Source organism: Pseudomonas sp. FW300-N2A2 (assembly GCF_017351735.1).
GTDB classification, from domain to species: domain Bacteria; phylum Pseudomonadota; class Gammaproteobacteria; order Pseudomonadales; family Pseudomonadaceae; genus Aquipseudomonas; species Aquipseudomonas migulae.
Genome location: NZ_JACNDU010000001.1, coordinates 173,273 through 192,013, shown reverse-complemented (window position 1 = coordinate 192,013; position 18,741 = coordinate 173,273). Strand labels below are relative to the sequence as shown.

Here is an 18,741-nt window from a genome sequence, read left to right as displayed (position 1 = left end):
TATGCCGACCCCATCGAAAGACACCACGGTCTATGCCGCGCCGGTCATGCGCAAACTGGCGGAAACCGTTTCCGAGTTGCCGCCGTCACTGCGCAAGGTGGCCGACTTCATTTTGCGCCACCCGCTGAAGGCGGCGACGCTGACCATTGAAGAGATGGCTCACGTCACGTCCACCTCACCCGCAGCGGTAAACCGCCTGGCCAAAGCCCTGAACCTCGGCGGCTACACCGGCATGAAGGCCGAGCTGGTGGCGACGTTGCAGCAAATGGTCTCGCCCGTCGACAAGCTGCGCAACGAACTGGCGCATCGCCCCGACGGCGCGTTTGGGCTGCAGGAACAAATCCAGAGCGCCACCAGTAACCTGGCGACGGCGGCGACCAACAACCATGAAGACACGTTTGAAGCGTTCGTCACCAGCCTGATCAACGCACGCAAAATCTACATTCTGGGGTTTGGCAACAGCGTCTATTTTGCCGGCCTCGCCGCCTCGACGCTGATGCCGTTCTGTGCGGACGCCACCGCTATCAGCATGGAGGGCGGTAACGAAAACGCCGCTTACCGTCTGGCCGCGATTACCGACCAGGACGTCTTGCTGGCGATTGCCCTGCCGCGTTACTCGCTCGACACCCTGCAACTTGCCCGTTTCGCCCATGAACGCGGGGCCAAGGTGCTGGCAATCACCGATTCGCCTGCGTCGCCGCTGACCAGCGTTGCCGATCACGTTCTGTTCGCCCCGGCCGATCACCCGGTCATGACCAGTTCCAACATCGCCGTACTTGCCTTGATCGAAGGGTTGGTCGCTGGGGTGATGGCGCGCAACAAGGAAGCCGTCAAACTGGCGACCGAATTGACCGAAAGCGTCATGGCTTACCTGCACATCCCCGGCAGCACTAAATCACCCAAAGCAACCAAGCCACGCTGAGCAGTGATCGGCTCAGCGGCTTGATGCCCGGCCGGTTTTACGCGCGAGGGTCTGACTGGGAAGCTCTTTGAACAACGCTCGGTAGCTGCTGGAAAACCGCCCCAAATGCCAGAACGACCACTGCATCGCCACTTCGGCCACGGTGGTTTCCATGGGTGAGCGATTGAGCAGTTCGCGGTGCGCGCTGTTGAGTCGGCGCAGACGCAGCCAATGAGTCGGCGTCATGCCGGTGTACGCCTTGAACGCGTGCTGCAACTGACGCAATGAAACCCCGGCAACCCGGGAAAGCTCCAGCAGGTTCAGGGTTTCTTCCGGGGAATCGGCCGCCCATTCACCAATGCGCTTCATCACCGCCCGCTCTTCAGCGCGGCGCTGCAAACCGCCGCGATCCAGGCAGACCGAGGCGTTGTCGAGGATGTACAGACAGTCTTCCAGCAACTGCTGGGTCAAGGCCTCTTTGCTCGGCGGATCAAGGGTTTGCGCCAACCGGGTCAACGTCCCGCTCAGCCAGCGACTGAACAGCGCGTTCTGCCCCGAATTCAGCGGTGCCATGAACAATCCTTCGAGCCTGGCGACATTCAGACCGTGACGCCGAACGAACTCCGGCCCGAACACCACGGCGATTTCCTGGTAGTTCTCCGGCGTGATCCAGATGTTGCGGCTTTCTTCATTCAGCACGTACAGCGCGTTGTCACTGCGATCGAAACAGAACGCCAGTGCACCTTCGGGCGCGCTGAAATTCTGCTCGACCCGGGTGTTCATGTGTTCTTCGTAAATCTCTACGCCCTGCAGGTCAAGGTAACGCACCCGCCCGGCGAAATGCCCCGGCGACATCTGCTGGTAATGCTGGACCCAACCGGGTGTGGCGCGGATTTGCTCGGCGACATCGGCGGTATCGAACGCTTGGACCTGTAATGGATTGCACGCTGTCATGGGTGACCTTACGCACTCGTTTGGTGCGTTTTGGTGCTGCTGAAAGTGGATAGATGGAACGTCAAGGCTCGCCCAAGATAGTCGTCAACGCGTCCCAGGGGAAGTGTGTGGCGGATGAAACCACCCTCCCCGGCGTTAATAAAACCAATAACGAGGTCTTTATGAATGTCCCTTTCGATCAGCTGCTCACGTGGCTGAAAGATCACAAGATTACCGAAGTCGAGTGTGTCGTCAGCGACCTGACCGGCATTGCACGCGGCAAAATTGCGCCCACCAACAAGTTCCTGCATGAGCGAGGCATGCGCCTGCCGGAAAGTGTGTTGTTGCAAACGGTAACCGGGGACTTTGTCGACGACGACATCTACTACGACCTGCTCGACCCGGCCGACATCGACATGGTGTGCAAGCCGGTTTCCGATGCGGTGTACGTGATCCCGTGGGCCATCGAGCCCACCGCAATCGTGATCCACGACACCTTCGACAAGTTCGGCAACCCGATTGAACTGTCGCCGCGCAACGTGCTGAAGAAAGTCTTGCAGTTGTACACCGACAAAGGCTGGAAGCCGATTGTCGCGCCGGAAATGGAGTTTTACCTGACCCAGCGCTGCGAAGACCCGGACTTGCCGCTCAAGGCGCCGATGGGCCGTTCGGGCCGCGCGGAAAGTGGGCGTCAGTCGTTTTCCATCGACGCTGCCAACGAATTCGACCCGCTGTTTGAAGACGTTTACGACTGGTGCGAATTGCAAGGCCTGGACCTCGACACGCTGATCCACGAAGACGGCCCGGCGCAGATGGAAATCAACTTCCGTCATGGCGACGCGCTGGACCTGGCCGACCAGATCACGGTGTTCAAACGCACCATGCGCGAGGCAGCGCTCAAGCATAACGTCGCGGCGACGTTCATGGCCAAGCCGATTGGTGACGAGCCGGGCAGCGCCATGCACATTCACCAGAGTGTGGTGGACATCGCCACCGGCCAGCCGATCTTCGCCAATGCCGACGGGCAGATGAGCGAGCTGTTCCTGCATTACATCGGCGGCCTGCAGAAATACATCCCCAAAGTGCTGCCGATGTTTGCGCCCAACGTGAACTCGTTCCGCCGTTTCCTGCCGGACACCTCGGCGCCGGTGAACGTCGAGTGGGGTGAGGAAAACCGCACCGTGGGCCTGCGTGTGCCGACCTCCAGTCCCGAGGCGATGCGCGTGGAAAACCGCTTGCCCGGCGCCGATGCCAACCCGTATCTGGCCATCGCCGCCAGCCTGTTGTGCGGTTACCTCGGCATGGTCGAGCGCATCGAGCCGAGCGCTGCGGTACAGGGCCGAGCCTACGAACGACGCAACCTGCGCCTGCCGATCACCATCGAAGACGCGCTGACGCAGATGGAAGAATGCGAAACCATCGAGCGTTATCTGGGCAGCAAGTTTGTCCGCGGTTATGTCGCGGTCAAGCGAGCGGAGCACGAGAACTTCAAGCGCGTGATCAGCTCGTGGGAGCGGGAGTTTTTGTTGCTCAGCGTCTGAGTCCTACACACATCCCCTGTGGGAGTGAGCCTGCTCGCGATGGCGTCAGCACAGCCAACCTCTGTATCGATTGGCCCACCGCTATCGCCAGCAGGCTGGCTCCCACAGGAATAGCGAAACACCTGAATAACCCGATAAATCCAAGAGGTGTCGATATGCGTCTATTGAAATCCGCGGTCCCGGTCGCGCTGGCCCTGCTGTTCAGCGCTGTTGCCCAGGCTCAACCACAGGTCAGCGTCTACAACTGGACCGATTACATCGGCGAAACCACCCTCGCCGACTTCCAGGCCAAATCCGGAATCAAGGTGATCTACGACGTTTTCGATTCCAACGAAACCCTGGAGGGCAAACTGCTCGCCGGTCGTACCGGGTATGACGTGGTGGTGCCGTCCAACCACTTCCTCGCGCGCCAGGTGAAGGCCGGCGCGTTCCTCAAGCTGGATCGCGCACAGCTGCCGAACTTCAAGAACCTCGACCCGAAACTGCTGGCGCTACTGGAGAAAAACGATCCGGGTAACGAGCATTCGGTGCCTTACCTGTGGGGCACCAATGGCATCGGCTACAACGTCGACAAGGTCAAGCAAGTGCTGGGCATCGATCACATCGACTCCTGGGCCGTGCTGTTCGAACCGGAAAATATCAAGAAGCTCAGCCAGTGTGGCGTGTCGATGATGGACTCGGCGGATGAAGTCTTCCCCGCGATCCTCAATTACATGGGCATGGACCCACGCAGCGAAAATCCCGAGGACTACAAGAAGGCCGAAGCCAAGCTGCTGAGCATCCGGCCTTACATCACTTACTTCCACTCATCCAAGTACGTGTCGGACCTGGCCAACGGCGATATCTGCGTGGCGTTCGGTTATTCCGGCGACGTGTTCCAGGCTGCCAACCGCGCCAAGGAAGCCAAGAACGGCGTGAACATCGCCTATGCGATTCCGAAGGAAGGCAGCAACCTGTGGTTCGATTTGCTGGCGATTCCTGCCGACGCCAGCAACACGAAAGAGGCGCACGCCTTCATCAACTACCTGCTCGACCCACAAGTGATCGCCAAGGTCAGCGCCTCGGTCGGTTACGCCAACCCCAACCCGGCCGCCAAGCAATTCATGGACCCTGAGTTGGTGAACAATCCCGAGGTTTACCCGCCTCAGGAAGTGCTCGACAAGCTCTACATCTCGACCACCCCGCCCCAGGCGATCATGCGGCTGATGACCCGTTCCTGGAGCAAAGTGAAGTCCAACAAATGAATCAGTACAACCACGAACATGCGCGCTCCTATTACGCGGCATCGGCCCATACGCTGACGCCCTTCCCTGCGCTGGAAGAGGACCTTGTCGCCGATGTCTGCGTGATCGGCGGCGGGTTTACCGGGGTCAACACGGCTATCGAACTGGCTCAGCGCGGGCTCTCGGTTATTTTGCTGGAAGCCCGGCGGATCGGCTGGGGCGCCAGCGGGCGCAACGGTGGCCAGTTGATCCGCGGCATTGGCCATGACGTCAGCGGTTTCGCCCGGCACATCGGTGTAGAAGGCGTGCGTTACCTGGAGCGCGCGGGGACCGAATCGGTCGAGCTGGTGGGCAAGCGCATCCGCGAGCACGGCATCGATTGCGACCTGCGCTGGGGTTTTTGCGAACTGGCCAACACCAAGGCACAGTTCGCGGCGTTCAAGGCTGAGCAGGAAGGCCTTGTCGAGTCGGGTTACGCCCATGAAACGCGATTGGTCGGGCCGGAGCAGATCCGTGAACACGTAGTGAATTCAGGCGTGTATGCCGGTGGCCTGGTGGACATGGGTTCGGGGCATTTGCACCCGCTCAATCTGGTGCTCGGCGAAGCGCGACTGGCGCGATCGCTGGGGGTGCAGATCTTCGAACAGAGCCCGGTGCTGGAGTTGATTCATGGCAATACCGTGCAGGTGCGTTGTGCCGGGGGCACGGTGCGCGCCGGCAGCCTGGTGCTGGCGTGTAACGCGCATCTGGACGAACTCGAACCGAAGCTTAGCGGCAAGGTGCTTCCGGCGGGCAGCTACATCATCGCCACCGAGCCGTTGGCGCCTGACGTCGCAACGCAGTTGATCCCGCGGAACCTGGCACTGTGCGACCAGAAAGTCGGCCTGGATTACTACCGGCTTTCGGCGGACCGGCGTTTGCTGTTCGGCGGTGCCTGCCATTATTCCGGGCGTGATCCGGCAGACATCGCCGCCTACATGCGCCCGCAAATGCTCAAGGTGTTCCCGCAACTGGCCGATGTGCGCATTGATTATCAATGGGGCGGCAAGATTGGTATCACCGCCAATCGCTTCCCGCAGGTCGGGCGCTTGAGCCAGCATCCGAACGTGTTCTACGCACAGGGTTATTCCGGTCACGGCCTGAACGTGACCCACTGGTGCGCCAAACTGCTGGGCGAAGCGATTCATGCCGGGCACAGCCAAGGCTTTGACGTATTCAGCGCCGTGCCCCACATGACCTTCCCCGGCGGCCCGAAGCTGCGCTCACCGTTGCTGGCCCTCGGCATGTTCTGGTATCGCCTGCGCGAAATCCTCGGCTAAAACACCCACCCCTTGCTGGCGATGGCGCCCTCAAGATAACCGCAAGCCTCAAGACCCGATCGCCGGCAAGCCGGCTCCTACAATGGCCGTGCGCAGCCGATCCACCGGGTAAACACCAAACCCTGTAGGAGCCAGCTTGCTGGCGATGGCGTCCTCAAGATAATCGCAAGCCTCAAGGCCCAATCGCCGGCAAGCCGGCTCCTACAATGGCCGTGCGCAGCCAATCAACGGGGTGAACACAAAACCCTGTAGGAGCCAGCTTGCTGGCGATGGCGCCCTCAATATAACCGCAAGCCTCAAGGCCCAATCGCCAGCAAGCCGGCTCCTACAATGGCCGTGCGCAGCCGATCCACCGGGTAAACACCCACCCCTTGCTGGCGATGGCGCCCTCAAGATAACCGCAAACCTCAAGGCCCAATCAACGGCAAGCCGGCTCCTACAATGGCCGTGCGCAGCCAATCAACGGGGTGAACACAAAACCCTGTAGGAGCCAGCTTGCTGGCGATGGCGCCCTCAACATAACCGCAAGCCTCAAGGCCCAATCGCCAGCAAGCCGGCTCCTACAATATCCATGCGCAGCCGATCCACCGGGCAAACACTAAACCCTGTAGGAGCCGGCTTGCTGGCGATGGCGGCCGCAAGATCAGTGCAGGACTCGAGGCCCGATCACCAGCAAGTCAGCTTTAAGTCCGCCTTTTAATTTGCTCAATCGCAAGGCACTTCTATATTGAGGATGTGCTCTGACTTTCCTGCCTCCTGGCGAGTGCGGCCTATGGCTACGACTGACCAACTGATCATCTGCGAGCACTGCGACTGCGTGTATCAAAAAGTCACGCTCGCCAAACATCAGAAAACCCTCTGTACGCGCTGCGGCGGCGTGCTTCAGCGCTATAACGGCCTGACGGTGGAGCAGCGGCTGGCGCTGACCGTCACCGCGCTGATGCTGTGGATTTTCGCCAATTTCTACCCGGTCATGAGCATCAGCCTGCAAGGCCTGAAAAACAGCGCGACGCTGTGGGATTCGGTACAGGCCCTGAGTCTGGGCCCGATTACCTTCATCGCGATGGTGGCGGCAATCGCCATGATCATCGCGCCGATTTTCCAGTTGCTGCTGCTGATCTGGGTCCTGAGTTTTGCCCTCGCCTCCCGTCGTTCGCCGGGTTTCAGATTCTGTATGCGCTGGCTGGAAACCCTGCGGCCCTGGAGCATGCTGGAAGTCTGCCTGCTGGGGGCGATGGTCGCGGTGATCAAGCTCGCCGGGTTGCTCGACGTCCTGCCTGGTATCGGCCTGTTCGCCCTGGCCATTCTCAGCCTGATGATGATCCGCATCGCCGGGCGCGATGTCCGTGAACTGTGGGATGTCTTATGACTACGCCACCAGTCGCCAGCGAACTCAACCTGTGTCTCTGCCACAGCTGCGGCCTGGCCTGTGACATGACCGGCGAACCCCACGAATGCGAACGCTGCGGTGCGCCGCTGCATCGGCGCAAAACCAACGCCCTGACCCGAACCTGGGCCTACTTGATCACATCGTTGGTGTTTTACATCCCGGCCAATGTGTTGCCGGTGATGAACACCAAAATGGTCGGCAGCGGCGCGGACAGCACAATCATGGGCGGTGTGCTGGATTTCTGGCAGCACGGCGCCTGGGACATCGCCCTGATCATTTTCATTGCCAGCATCGCGGTGCCGGGCATCAAGTTCGTCGCCCTGTCGTTATTGCTGGTGACCGTTCAGCGCGACAGTGATTGGGCGCGCAAGGAGCGCTCAAAAATGTACCGTTTCGTCGAGCTCATCGGTTATTGGTCGATGCTCGACGTGATCGTGGTCGCCCTGGTGGCTTCGTTGGTGAAGTTCCAGGCGCTGGCCGATATCGAACCGCGCGCGGGCATTCTGTTTTTTGGTCTGGTGGTGGTGTTCACCATGCTGTCGGCGATGAGTTTCGACCCACGTCTGATCTGGGATCAGCAACATTCCGAAAACGAGGAGGTCATGGATGAAGTCTCAAGCCGCTGACGGGCCGCAAGCTCCCGGGCAGGCCCCCATCAAGACCCGCCGCTACAGCGTTTCATTGGTGTGGATCGTGCCGATTGTCGCGGTGCTGGTGGGTATTTCGCTGGTGGTTCACAGCATTTTGCAGGAAGGACCGACCATCACCGTCACGTTCAAGACCGGTAGCGGCCTGACCGCCAACAAGACCGAAGTCAAATACCGCAATGTGGTGATCGGGCATGTCTCCGACGTGGAATTGAGCGGCGACCAGAAAAGCGTCAACGCCACCATCAAACTGTCCAAGCAGGCGGAAAGTTTCACCCGCGAAGACTCGCAATTCTGGGTGGTGCGGCCCCGTATCGGTGCTGGCGGCGTGTCGGGCATCGATACACTGCTGTCCGGGGACTACATTGGCGCCGACATCGGCCAGGCCAATGCCCGGGCGAAGAATTTCACCGGGCTGGAAAATCCGCCCCCCATTACCTATGGCGAACCCGGAAAGCGCTTTACGCTGCACACCCAGGACCTGGGCTCGCTCGACATTGGCTCCCCCGTCTACTACCGCAAAATTCCGGTCGGCCAAGTGGTCGCCTATGCCCTGGATGCCGACGGCAAAGGGGTGAACCTCGAAGTCTTCATCCATTCGCCCAACGATGCCTTCGTCACCGATAACACCCGGTTCTGGAATGCCAGCGGCATTGATGTCAACGTCGGCGCCAACGGTTTTTCGGTGAAGACCGAGTCGCTCTCGTCCATATTGGTGGGCGGCATCGCGTTCAGGGCGCCGGAATACAGCCCCAACGATAAACCGGCGCTGGAGGACAAAGGCTTCGAGCTGTTCGAAGACCAGCAAACCGCCCTCGCCCCACCCAGCGGCAAGGCGCAGTTCCTGAGTTTGCGTTTCGACCAGGCATTGCGCGGGCTGAAGGTCGGTGCGCCGGTGGAATTCCTCGGCATCGAGTTCGGCAGGGTTGTGTCGGTCAATCTGGATTTCGACCCGAAAAAACGCAGCTTTCCGGTCAACGTCGGCATCGTGATCTACCCACAACGGCTCGGCCAGGCCCACGCCAGAATGCTTGAAGCGTTGAAGCATGACCCCAATGACGAAGCCGCCGGCGTACGGTTGATGGGCAGCTTCATCGAAAACGGCCTGCGGGCCCAGGCCCGCAGCGGCAATCTGTTAACCGGCCAGTTGTACATCGCACTCGACTTCTACCCCAAAGCGGAGAAAGTCGTGTTCGACCCGACCGCCCGCCCTGTCAGCATTCCCACCATTCCTGGCAGCCTCGAACAGTTGCAGGAAAAACTCGAAGGCATGGTCACCAAGATCAACCAACTGCCCATCGAGCGCATCGCCGGCAACCTCGACAGCAACCTCGTAGAGCTGCGCAAGGGCCTCGCGCAATTCAACGCCAAGACCCTGCCTGGCGTGCAAACCACCCTGGCAGACGTCAGCAAAACCCTGCAATCGGCCAGCTCGACCCTTGCCGAAGACTCGCCGCAACGCGAGCAATTGACCCAGACCCTGGAAGAACTCGGGCGCATGTCGCGCTCCCTGCGTGAGCTCTCGGATTACCTGGGCCGGCATCCAGAGTCGCTGATTCGCGGTCGTCCCAATAACGCAGCACCGACGGACCTACAGGGCCCACCGCGCAACTGACCACAGGAGCAACACCCATGGCTTTTCCGCTGAAGATTACCTTGGTCACTGCGTGTCTACTGCTCGCCGCCTGCCGCAGTGACCCGATTCAGTTCCACACCCTGACCCCGGCACAATTGAGCGGCACCGCACGAGGCAACGGTGGGGAAATCCAGATCGAAAGCCTCAGCGTACCGGCCCAGGTCGATCGTCCGCAGATCGTCATTCGTCAGGGCAACAGCGGCGTGGCAATTCTCGAAACCCAATGGTGGGCTGCGAGTCTGGTGGACGAGTTGCGCAGTGCTCTGGTGGATCAACTGGCCAGCAGCAGTCCGAAGCGAAGAGTGTCAGTACGCCTGGAGGTGCAACGCTTCGACTCGATTCCCGGGCAGTACGGTTTGATCGACGTCAAATGGCGCCTGCGCAATCCTGGCGAAGGAGATAACACGCTGATTACCTGCCGCAGCACCTTGCAGACGCCTTCAGGCCCCTCCATTGATGACTTGGTGGTGGCCCAGCAAAACAACGTCAAACGCCTGGCCGCGTTGATCAGCCAGGCGGCAACCACTGCGCAGCGAGGCTGTCCGTCTGCCAACTGACACCGATACAGAACGCCCGATATGGTTTTCCCTCGATGGCAAAGCACGTAGGATGCCGGCCAACCACCGAGGCTGACCGATGTTCCATTCAGGCACTTTTCAGGGTTCCAGCGTCAGAATCCTGATTTATCTTCTGTTCACGATCCAGCTCATCTCCATGGGTGCGATGGAAATGAGCGGCCCGTTCTGGCCGGTCTACCTGCGCGGGCTGACCACGTCGGAATCGCTGTTCAGTTTCGCCAGCATCGCCGTGTACGTCGGCCCGATGCTGGGCATCATGCTGACCAGTGCCTTCTGGGGCCAGATCGGCGACCGTTATGGCCACAAGTTGATGATGATTCGTGCCTTGGCCGGTTTGTCGTTGACTCAGTTGGGGTTGGCACTGTGCAGCGATATCTGGGTGATTCTGCTGCTGCGCTTCCTGCAAGGCGCCTTTGCCGGGTATATCGCGCCAGCCCAGGCTTACGGGGTCAGTATCGAGGCGCCCTCACGGCGGGCCCGCCTGTTTGCGATCCTGCAAATCTCCACCAACGTCGGCTCGTTGCTCGGCGCAGTGGTCGGCGGTCTGATTCTCGATTACGCGACTTTTTTCTGGATCAATCTCATCGCTTCGGCGCTCTGCGCGGTGTGCACCGTGGTGGCGGCCGTGACGTTGCCGGATGTGCCTCCCGTGAAAAAAACGCCGGTGGTGGATGCTGCGCCGCAGCCGGGTCGGGCACGCGGCGTGTGGCAGGGCTCGCCCCTGATGTCGCTGTTGGGCGTCATGGGCATTCTGCTGTTGGCGCGGATGCTGCCGCAGACATCGTTTTCGTTGTACGTCAGCTCGGTGTTTGAGGTCGGCAATTCGGTCACGGGCCTGTGTTACGGCTTGCTGGCACTGGGCTTCATCCTTTCGGCGACACGCTGGGCGCGCTACTTCGAACACCGGACGCAACAGCAAACCCTGCAGCGAATGTCCTGGGTTGTCATTGGCTGCATCGGCCTGACCGGCGTCGCCGGCCTGACCCGAAACCCGGCCGTGTTTGTCATGGCCTACTTCCTGTGGGGCGTGCTGCTGGGCGCCACGACGCCGGTGCTGATGGCGCTGATTTCCAAGACGGTCGACAGTTCGCAACAGGGTTACGTACTGGGAGTGGCTCAGAGCACGGCGCAACTGGCCTCCATCGCAGGTATTTCCCTGGGCGGTTTGCTCAGCCAGGTCTACGGCCTGCAATACACCTATCTGATCGTTTGCCTCGCCTACGCAATGGCCTTGGTGCTCATTGTCGCCTTGCGTTATCGATCAGTACTGTTGCAACCGGACGAAGCGCCACGCTGCGACTGATCAGCCTCCCCCTTGCGCCGCAGGGGTGCAGTCACTTAGGATTGGGAATACTTCTCAATCGCTAAAAATTATCATCCATGAGCGATACCCTGCCCGCGACTCATCACAATCACCTGCGCGCGATCGAGGCTCTCTATACCGGCCATCACGGCTGGTTGTACGCCACGCTGCGCAAAAAACTGGGCAACGCCATGGATGCGGCGGACCTGGCGCAAGACACCTTCACACGCATATTGGCTTCCAGGGTCGCGGTCATTGAACAGCCCCGCGCCTACCTTAGCTGTGTGGCCAAGGGCATTCTGGTCAATTGGTATCAGCGCAAGGCGCTTGAACGCGCCTATCTGGATGCCCTGGCGCTGTTGCCTGCCCCTGAAGCGCCCTCCCCCGAATTGCGTTTCCTCGTGCTGGAAACCCTGCATGAAATCGACGCGATGCTCGACGCCCTGCCGCCGCTGGTCAAACGCGCATTCCTGCTGTCGCAGATCAGCGGGCTGAAATACGACGACATCGCCACGCAACTGGACGTGTCGCTGATCACCGTGAAGCGCTACATGAAACAGGCCTTCGTTCAATGCCTGATGCTGGTGGAATGAATGTCGACCTACGCCACGCCCACTCAGATTGATCCACAAGTACTCGATGAAGCGGCCGAGTGGCTGATGCGCATCAGCGAAGGCGACCTTGACGATACCGAGCGCGCCGAGTGGGAATGCTGGCGCGTCAGCAGCCCTGAACGCAGCCGCGCCTGGGGCCGGGCACAACTGCTGCAAAGCAAACTGGGCGGCCTGCCCCCGTCATTGGCGATGTCGGCGCTGGATCGCCCGAGCAATCCCGAGCGCCGCGTGGCCCTCGGCAAACTGGCGATAATGCTGGCCGTGTTACCCGCCGGTTGGGGCAGTTGGAAGCTGGTTGAATCCCAGCAATGGTCGGCCGACTACCGGACTGCCGTGGGCCAGCAACGCGAGTTGACGCTGGCCGATGGCTCGCGCATTACACTCAACACCGATTCGGCGATCGATGTGCTGTTCGACGCCCGTCAACGGCTGATCAATTTGCGTGAAGGTGAAATCCTGGTGCAGACCGCGCCGGATGTAGCCCCCCAGTCCCGACCGTTTCTGGTGACCACCCGTCAGGGGCGAATGCAGGCATTGGGCACGCGGTTCACGGTGCGCGAACTGCAAACCCGCACTCAGCTCGCGGTACTGGACGGCGCTGTCAGGGTTGAACTGCCCGGTGGCAACGGCGTAACGCCCTTGATCGTCAATGCCGGGCAACGCACCGACTTTTCATCGCAGGCTTTCGGCCTGTTGAACCCGGTGGACCGCTCCGTCAGCGCCTGGACCCAAGGCATGCTGATGGCCGACAACATGCGTCTGGCCGACTTCATCGCGGAACTGGCGCGTTATCGCAAAGGCTTCGTGCGTTGTGATCCGGCGATTGCCGATCTGCGCATTTCTGGCGCGTTCCCCATCAGCGATACCCAACGCACCTTGAACATGCTGGTGCAAACCTACCCGGTGCTCGCAACCGGCCACTTGAGCGGTTATTGGGTGACGCTCTCCCCCGCCTGAACCTCGCGCAAAAAAAAATGGCTGAGCGGGTGATACTTTTTTTGATCTCGACTGGCAAGGAAAGGAAGAACTTCTCAACCTCGTCGAAAGGGTCATCACTCCATGTTCGTTGCACGCCCTCTGCGTTCGGATCGCTCACTCAAGCTGGCTATCCGCAGCGCGTTGCTAAGCCTTGCCCTGACCGGCGTCGCCTGCCCCGTTGCCCTTGCCGCGCCAGCGTCACTGGATGCCACTGCGACCCGCGCCTACAGCATTGCCCCCGGCCCGCTGGGGGCAACCTTGTCGAAGTTCGCGGTGGACGCCGGCATTGCGCTGTCATTCCAGCCATCAATGACCGAGGGCCTGATGAGTCCGGGGCTTTCCGGCACTTACTCGACCCAGGAAGCGATCACCCGACTGTTGTCCGGCAGCGGCCTGCAAATAGTGCCGCGCACTGATGGCAGCTACACCCTGGCGCCGATCCCGGCCAACAGCGAGGGGGATCTGACCCTTGCCGAAACCACGATCAACGGCACCGACGGTCGCAAGGGCAGCTTGCCGCCAGCCTACCCGGGCGGTCAGGTCGCCCGTGGCGGGCGTCTCGGCATGCTGGGCAACAAGGACGTGATGGACGCGCCGTTCAGCGTCAGCAACTACACCTCGACATTAATGAAAGATCAGCAGGCCGTGACAGTGGCCGATGTGCTGGAGCGCGACTCCTCGGTACGCTCCACTGGCCAGACCGGCGGCATTGTCGATTCCTTCTTCATTCGCGGCTTCCCGGTGGGCGAAGGCAACCTTGGCGAACTGGCGTTCGACGGTGTATACGGCGTTGCGCCCAACTACCGGGTCTTCACCGAATACGCCGAGCGCATCGAAGTGATCAAGGGCCCAGGCGCCCTGCTGTACGGCATGTCGCCGAACAGCGGTGTCGGTGGCGTGATCAACGTAGTCCCCAAGCGTTCCCTCGATGAGGACCTGACCCGTTTCACCGCCAGCTACGCCATGGATTCGCAGATCGGCGGCCACGTCGATGTCAGCCGGCGCTTCGGCGAAGAGCGTCGCTTCGGTGTGCGCGTCAACGGCAGCACCCAGCAAGGCGACACGGCCATCGACGATCAATCCCGGGACGTCGACATCGGCGCCATCTCCCTGGATTATCAGGGTGATCGCCTGCGAACCACCCTGGACCTGATCAGCCAGAAAGAACAATTCGACGCCGCGTCCCGTCCGTTTCTCATCGCCTCGGGTGTGGAGATTCCCTCCGCCGCCAACGGCCGCACCAACGTGAGCCAGGACTGGGGATGGGCCGAAACCCGCGATAAATCGGCCCTGCTCGGTGCCGAGTACGACCTCAACGACGCCTTGACCGTGTTCGCCCACGCCGGTGGCGGCCGGTCGGACGTGAAGCGGATGTCTGATCAGACCCCGACCATTCTCAACAACGCGGGTGACACCTCTTCAATCCCGGGCTACTACAAATTCGAAGTCGAGCGCTACACCGTCGACGCCGGTGCCCGCCTGCGCTTCGACACCGGCCCGATCAGCCACAGCACCACGTTGCAGGTCACCCGTTATCGCGACGAACTGAAACGCGGCATCATTTCCGGCCCGGCCGTGCTGTCGAACATGTACCACCCGATCGACCGTCCGAAACCGTCCATTGCCGAACCGGATGCCCTCAAAGTCTCCGAGACAGAACTGTCGGGCGTGGCGTTGGCCGACACCCTTTCGGTACTGGATGAGCGCTTGCAGGTCACTGTCGGCCTGCGCAAGCAGAACATCGAATCCGATAACTTCAACGCGGCCGGCGCCGTCACCACGTCTTACGACGAAAGCGAAACCACGCCGCTGTTCGGGGTGGTGGTCAAGCCCTGGGACCACGTGTCGTTCTACTACAACTACATCGAAGGCTTGAGCAAGGGCGACATCGCGCCGGCCACCGCGTCGAACTCCGGCGAGATCTTCGCGCCTTACATTTCCCGCCAGCAGGAAGTCGGGGTCAAGGTCGACTACGGCACCTTCACCTCCACGCTCAGCCTGTTCCAGATCAAGAAACCCAGCGGCGAGCTGGCCTCCGGTGTGTTCTCGGTACAAGGTGAACAGCGCAACCGGGGCGTGGAGTTGAACGTGTTTGGCGAGATCGCCCAAGGCACTCGCCTGCTCGGTGGCGTCACCGTCCTCGACGCTGAACTGACCAAGACCGGAACCGTTGCCAATCGCGGCAACAAACCGGTGGGCGTGCCCGAGGTCCAGGCCAACTTGTGGGCCGAGTGGGATACGCCGTGGATCGAAGGTTTGACGCTGACCAGCGGCGCGATCTACACCGGCAGCCAATACGTCAACCAGGCCAACACCCAGGAACTCGACCCCTGGACCCGCTTCGATGTTGGCGCACGTTACGCCACGCGCATCGCGGAGCGTCCGACCACATTCCGGGCCACGGTGCAGAACGTTTTCGACCGTGAGTACTGGTCCGGTGTCGCGTCCTATGGCGCCTTCTCACAAGGTTCGCCGCGCACCCTGCAACTGTCGGCCACCGTCGACTTCTGAAACGTTCAGCCCCGGGCAACGGCCTGAGCCGTTGCCCGGTCTGGCTACCTGTAAAGGTTTCAACCATGGCATCTGTTCATCCACGCCGCCACGCCTTCGCGGCCCTGCTATTGGCGGGACTGCTGGGCGTGGTGTGGTTTTCCCTGGCGCCGCGCACCGCGCTCGCGGCGAATCCGGATCCCGCCGCCGTCACGGTCACTGACCTGCTGGGCCGCAAGGTCAAGGTTCACCTCCCGGTCAGACGGGTGATTCTCGGCGAGGGGCGGCAGTTGTACCTGGTCGCCGCGCTGGATACGCAAAACCCCATCGAGCGCATCGTCGGTTGGCGCAAGGACTTGATTCAGTCCGACCCGGACACTTACGGTGCCTACCTGCGCAAGTTCCCCGACATCGCCAGGATTCCCACCTTCGGCGGCTTCGAGGACGGCACCTTCGACATCGAGCAAGCGATCTCGCAACAACCGGACGTCATCGTCCTGAACATCGAAGCGCAACACGCCACCGAAGATGCGCGCTACATCGAGAAGCTCGACGCGCTGGGGATCCCGGTGGTCTACGTCGATTTTCGCAACAACCCGATGCAAAACACCGAGCCGACCATGCGCCTGTTCGGCCAGTTGTTTGGCAAGGAAGAGCGCGCCGAGGCGTTTATCGACTTTCGCAAACAACAGATCCGTCGTGTCACCGACGTCATCGAGGCCAAACACCCTGCGCGGCCCACAGTGTTCATCGAGCGAATCGGTGGGTACACCGACGATTGTTGCCTGAGTTTCGGCAACGAGAATTTCGGCCTGTTTGTCGACATGGCCGGTGGCAACAACATCGCCAAAAGCATCATTGCGAACACCTTTGGCCAGTTGAACCCCGAACAGGTGATCGTCGCCAACCCGGACCAAGTGGTCGTCACCAGCGCCAACTGGCAAGCCTTTGCGCCCGGCGGTCGCTGGGTGGGTGTCGGACCGGGCGCGGACCTGACACAAGCGCGGCACAAACTGGCCTGGTACACCCAACGCCCGGCCTACGCCGGTATCAAGGCGCAGAACAATCAAGCGTTTCATGCCATCTGGCACCAGTTCTATAACAGCCCCTACCAGTTTGTGGCCATCCAGCAATTGGCCAAGTGGTTTCATCCGGCGCTGTTTGCCGATCTGGATCCCGACGCCGCGTTTCGCGAACTCCACGAGCGCTTCCTGCCCGTGCCCTACCAGCCGGGCTACTTCGTCAGCCTTGAGAAAACCGGGGGCAAGCCATGAGTTCGCTAGGTGAACTGCCTATTGCGCAGAGCGTGACGTACCGTCAACGAGTCCTGCGAAAACGGCTGATCCTGGTGGCGCTGGCGGTGTTGCTGGTGTTCAGCGTGCTGCTCGATCTGGCGCTGGGTCCGGCCAGTTACAGCCTGAAGGAGGTGCTTGGCGCCCTGTTTTCACCGGACACGGCGTCGGCGCAAGTGCGGGTGGTGATGTGGGACATCCGCTTGCCGGTCGCGCTGATGGCGGTTGCGGTCGGCGCGGCGCTGTCGCTGGCCGGTGCGCAGATGCAGACGATCCTCAACAACCCGCTGGCCAGTCCGTTCACCCTGGGCCTTTCTGCTGCCGCCAGTTTTGGCGCGGCAATGGGACTGGCTTTCGGGGTGGCGCTGTTCCCGCTGGCGGCGCAGTACATGGTGCCGCTGAACGCGTTCATCATGGCCATGCTTTGCGCGCTGCTGATCCACTTTCTGAGCATGCGTCGCGGCGTAACCGCCGAAACCATCGTGTTGCTCGGCATTGCCCTGGTGTTTACGTTTAACGCGTTGTTGGCACTGGTGCAGTTTTTTGCCACCGAGCAAGCGGTGGCGGCCGTGGTGTTCTGGACCATGGGCAGCCTGACCAAAGCCACCTGGCCAAAACTCGGGGTGATTTGCGCGGTGATTCTCATCACCCTGCCGATCTTCGCCAAGCGGGCCTGGGCCCTGACGGCCCTGCGCTTAGGCGATGACAAAGCCGCGAGTTTCGGGATCAACGTGCGCAGCCTGCGCTTCCAGACGCTGATCATGGTCAGCCTGCTCGCCTCGTTTCCGGTGGCCTTCGTCGGCACCATCGGTTTTATCGGGCTGGTCGGCCCGCACATTGCCCGGATGCTGATTGGTGAAGATCAACGGTTCTTTTTGCCGGCGTCATTGCTGACCGGTGCGCTGATTCTGTCCGCCAGTTCGGTGGTCAGCAAAACCCTGATCCCCGGCGCGATTTTCCCTATTGGCGTGGTCACTTCGCTGATCGGCGTGCCGTTCTTCATCTCTTTGATCCTTGGCGGGAAGAAAAACACATGGTGAAGCTCCAGCTTGAAAACCTTGGCGCCCGCTATGGCCAGCGCGAAATCATTAGCGGCGTGACTACGGCAACGTTTATCGGTGGCCAGGTGGTCGCGGTGGTCGGGCCCAATGCAGCGGGTAAATCCACCCTGTTCAAACGCATGGCCGGGCTGATCGACGGCCCGGGACAGGTCAACTTGCAGGGCTCGAAAAAGGGGCCGCAGGGCATCAGCTATATGCCTCAGGGCTTGAATGCCAGTGCCCGGCTGACCGTCTATGAGTCCGTGCTGCTGGCCCGCAAACAACTGACGCCGGGGTGGGTCGTTCACGACGACGAGCTGAAACTGGTGGACCAGATTCTCGACGCGCTTGGCATCACCGAACTATCCTTTCGCAACCTCGGCGAACTCAGTGGCGGGCAGCAGCAATTGGTATCGATCGCACAAACGCTGGTGCGCGAACCGGAAATCCTGCTGATGGACGAACCGACCAGCGCGCTGGACATGCATCGGCAGGTTCAAGTGCTGAACTTCATGCGCGCACTGGCACGCAAACGCGAAGTCATTGTATTTATTGCCATCCATGACCTGAATCAAGCGCTACGCTTTGCCGATCAGGTATTGGTGATTGCCAATGGAACGTCCCGGGGGAGCGGGCCCAGCGCTGAAGTGATCACCGAACAGATGCTGCGCGAGGTCTACGAGGTCGAAGCCAGAATCGAGATTTGCAGCCGTGGCCAGCGCCATATCCTGATCGACGACATCGTTTGAATCAGATCGACCGCGCAAGGGGCTGAGTCACTGCTAATCTGAATGAAAATGACATGTATTAACGGTTTATTTAACGTTTTTTTCTCATTGTACCCACTACATTCCAG

The 18,741-nt window shown here is 60.7% G+C and carries 16 protein-coding genes; 15 read left to right on the top strand and 1 reads right to left on the bottom strand.

What is annotated here, in order from left to right:
• The first annotated feature begins 1 nt into the window (after position 1).
• Positions 2-922, top strand: a complete 921-nt coding sequence (locus tag J4E42_RS00740; RefSeq protein ID WP_008041565.1) for a MurR/RpiR family transcriptional regulator — start codon at positions 2-4, stop codon at positions 920-922.
• Between the two features lie 12 nt (positions 923-934).
• Here the strand turns inward: J4E42_RS00740 and J4E42_RS00735 are convergent, their stop codons facing one another.
• Positions 935-1,855: a helix-turn-helix domain-containing protein gene (locus J4E42_RS00735; protein WP_207284308.1), complete on the bottom strand. Its 921-nt coding sequence runs from the start codon at positions 1,853-1,855 to the stop codon at positions 935-937.
• Positions 1,856-2,016: 161 nt separating this feature from the next.
• On the opposite strand from J4E42_RS00735, the gene J4E42_RS00730 reads away from it, so the two are divergent.
• From J4E42_RS00730 to J4E42_RS00665, 14 genes are all read left to right on the top strand, one after another.
• Entirely contained in the window at positions 2,017-3,375 is a 1,359-nt protein-coding gene (locus J4E42_RS00730; RefSeq protein ID WP_008026421.1) for a glutamine synthetase family protein, read from the top strand.
• Positions 3,376-3,530: 155 nt separating this feature from the next.
• A complete protein-coding gene (locus J4E42_RS00725; protein ID WP_207284307.1) occupies positions 3,531-4,619 on the top strand; it encodes a polyamine ABC transporter substrate-binding protein in 1,089 nt (362 codons plus the stop codon).
• Positions 4,616-5,917, top strand: a complete 1,302-nt coding sequence (locus tag J4E42_RS00720) for an FAD-binding oxidoreductase (RefSeq protein WP_207284306.1) — start codon at positions 4,616-4,618, stop codon at positions 5,915-5,917. The genes J4E42_RS00725 and J4E42_RS00720 overlap by 4 nt, the downstream gene beginning before the upstream one ends.
• A 772-nt stretch (positions 5,918-6,689) precedes the next feature.
• Positions 6,690-7,286 (top strand): paraquat-inducible protein A, encoded by a 597-nt coding sequence (locus J4E42_RS00715; RefSeq protein WP_192227209.1) that lies wholly within the window; start codon positions 6,690-6,692, stop codon positions 7,284-7,286.
• The gene (locus J4E42_RS00710; RefSeq protein ID WP_207284305.1) at positions 7,283-7,933 is read left to right on the top strand and encodes a paraquat-inducible protein A; all 651 of its coding nucleotides are present in this window, start codon (positions 7,283-7,285) and stop codon (positions 7,931-7,933) included. The genes J4E42_RS00715 and J4E42_RS00710 overlap by 4 nt, the downstream gene beginning before the upstream one ends.
• On the top strand, positions 7,914-9,569 hold the full coding sequence (locus J4E42_RS00705) for an intermembrane transport protein PqiB (RefSeq protein ID WP_207284304.1): 1,656 nt from the start codon (positions 7,914-7,916) through the stop codon (positions 9,567-9,569). The genes J4E42_RS00710 and J4E42_RS00705 overlap by 20 nt, the downstream gene beginning before the upstream one ends.
• 17 nt (positions 9,570-9,586) lie before the next feature.
• Positions 9,587-10,147 (top strand): membrane integrity-associated transporter subunit PqiC, encoded by a 561-nt coding sequence (locus J4E42_RS00700; RefSeq protein ID WP_008038426.1) that lies wholly within the window; start codon positions 9,587-9,589, stop codon positions 10,145-10,147.
• Positions 10,148-10,226: 79 nt separating this feature from the next.
• Positions 10,227-11,471: an MFS transporter gene (locus J4E42_RS00695; RefSeq protein WP_207284303.1), complete on the top strand. Its 1,245-nt coding sequence runs from the start codon at positions 10,227-10,229 to the stop codon at positions 11,469-11,471.
• A 77-nt stretch (positions 11,472-11,548) separates the two neighbouring features.
• Positions 11,549-12,064 carry a sigma-70 family RNA polymerase sigma factor gene (locus tag J4E42_RS00690; protein WP_192416392.1) on the top strand — a complete coding sequence of 172 codons (516 nt, stop codon included), beginning with the start codon at positions 11,549-11,551 and terminating at the stop codon, positions 12,062-12,064.
• Positions 12,065-13,042, top strand: a complete 978-nt coding sequence (locus tag J4E42_RS00685; RefSeq protein ID WP_207284302.1) for a FecR domain-containing protein — start codon at positions 12,065-12,067, stop codon at positions 13,040-13,042.
• A 102-nt stretch (positions 13,043-13,144) separates the two neighbouring features.
• A complete protein-coding gene (locus J4E42_RS00680) occupies positions 13,145-15,574 on the top strand; it encodes a TonB-dependent receptor (protein ID WP_207284301.1) in 2,430 nt (809 codons plus the stop codon).
• 65 nt (positions 15,575-15,639) lie between these two features.
• Entirely contained in the window at positions 15,640-16,827 is a 1,188-nt protein-coding gene (locus J4E42_RS00675; RefSeq protein WP_207284300.1) for an ABC transporter substrate-binding protein, read from the top strand.
• A complete protein-coding gene (locus J4E42_RS00670) occupies positions 16,824-17,885 on the top strand; it encodes an iron ABC transporter permease (RefSeq protein WP_192227216.1) in 1,062 nt (353 codons plus the stop codon). The genes J4E42_RS00675 and J4E42_RS00670 overlap by 4 nt, the downstream gene beginning before the upstream one ends.
• Positions 17,879-18,634, top strand: coding sequence for an ABC transporter ATP-binding protein (locus J4E42_RS00665; RefSeq protein ID WP_008038420.1), 756 nt, complete (start codon positions 17,879-17,881; stop codon positions 18,632-18,634). Before J4E42_RS00670 ends, J4E42_RS00665 begins: the two co-directional genes overlap by 7 nt.
• The last annotated feature ends 107 nt before the right edge of the window (positions 18,635-18,741 follow it).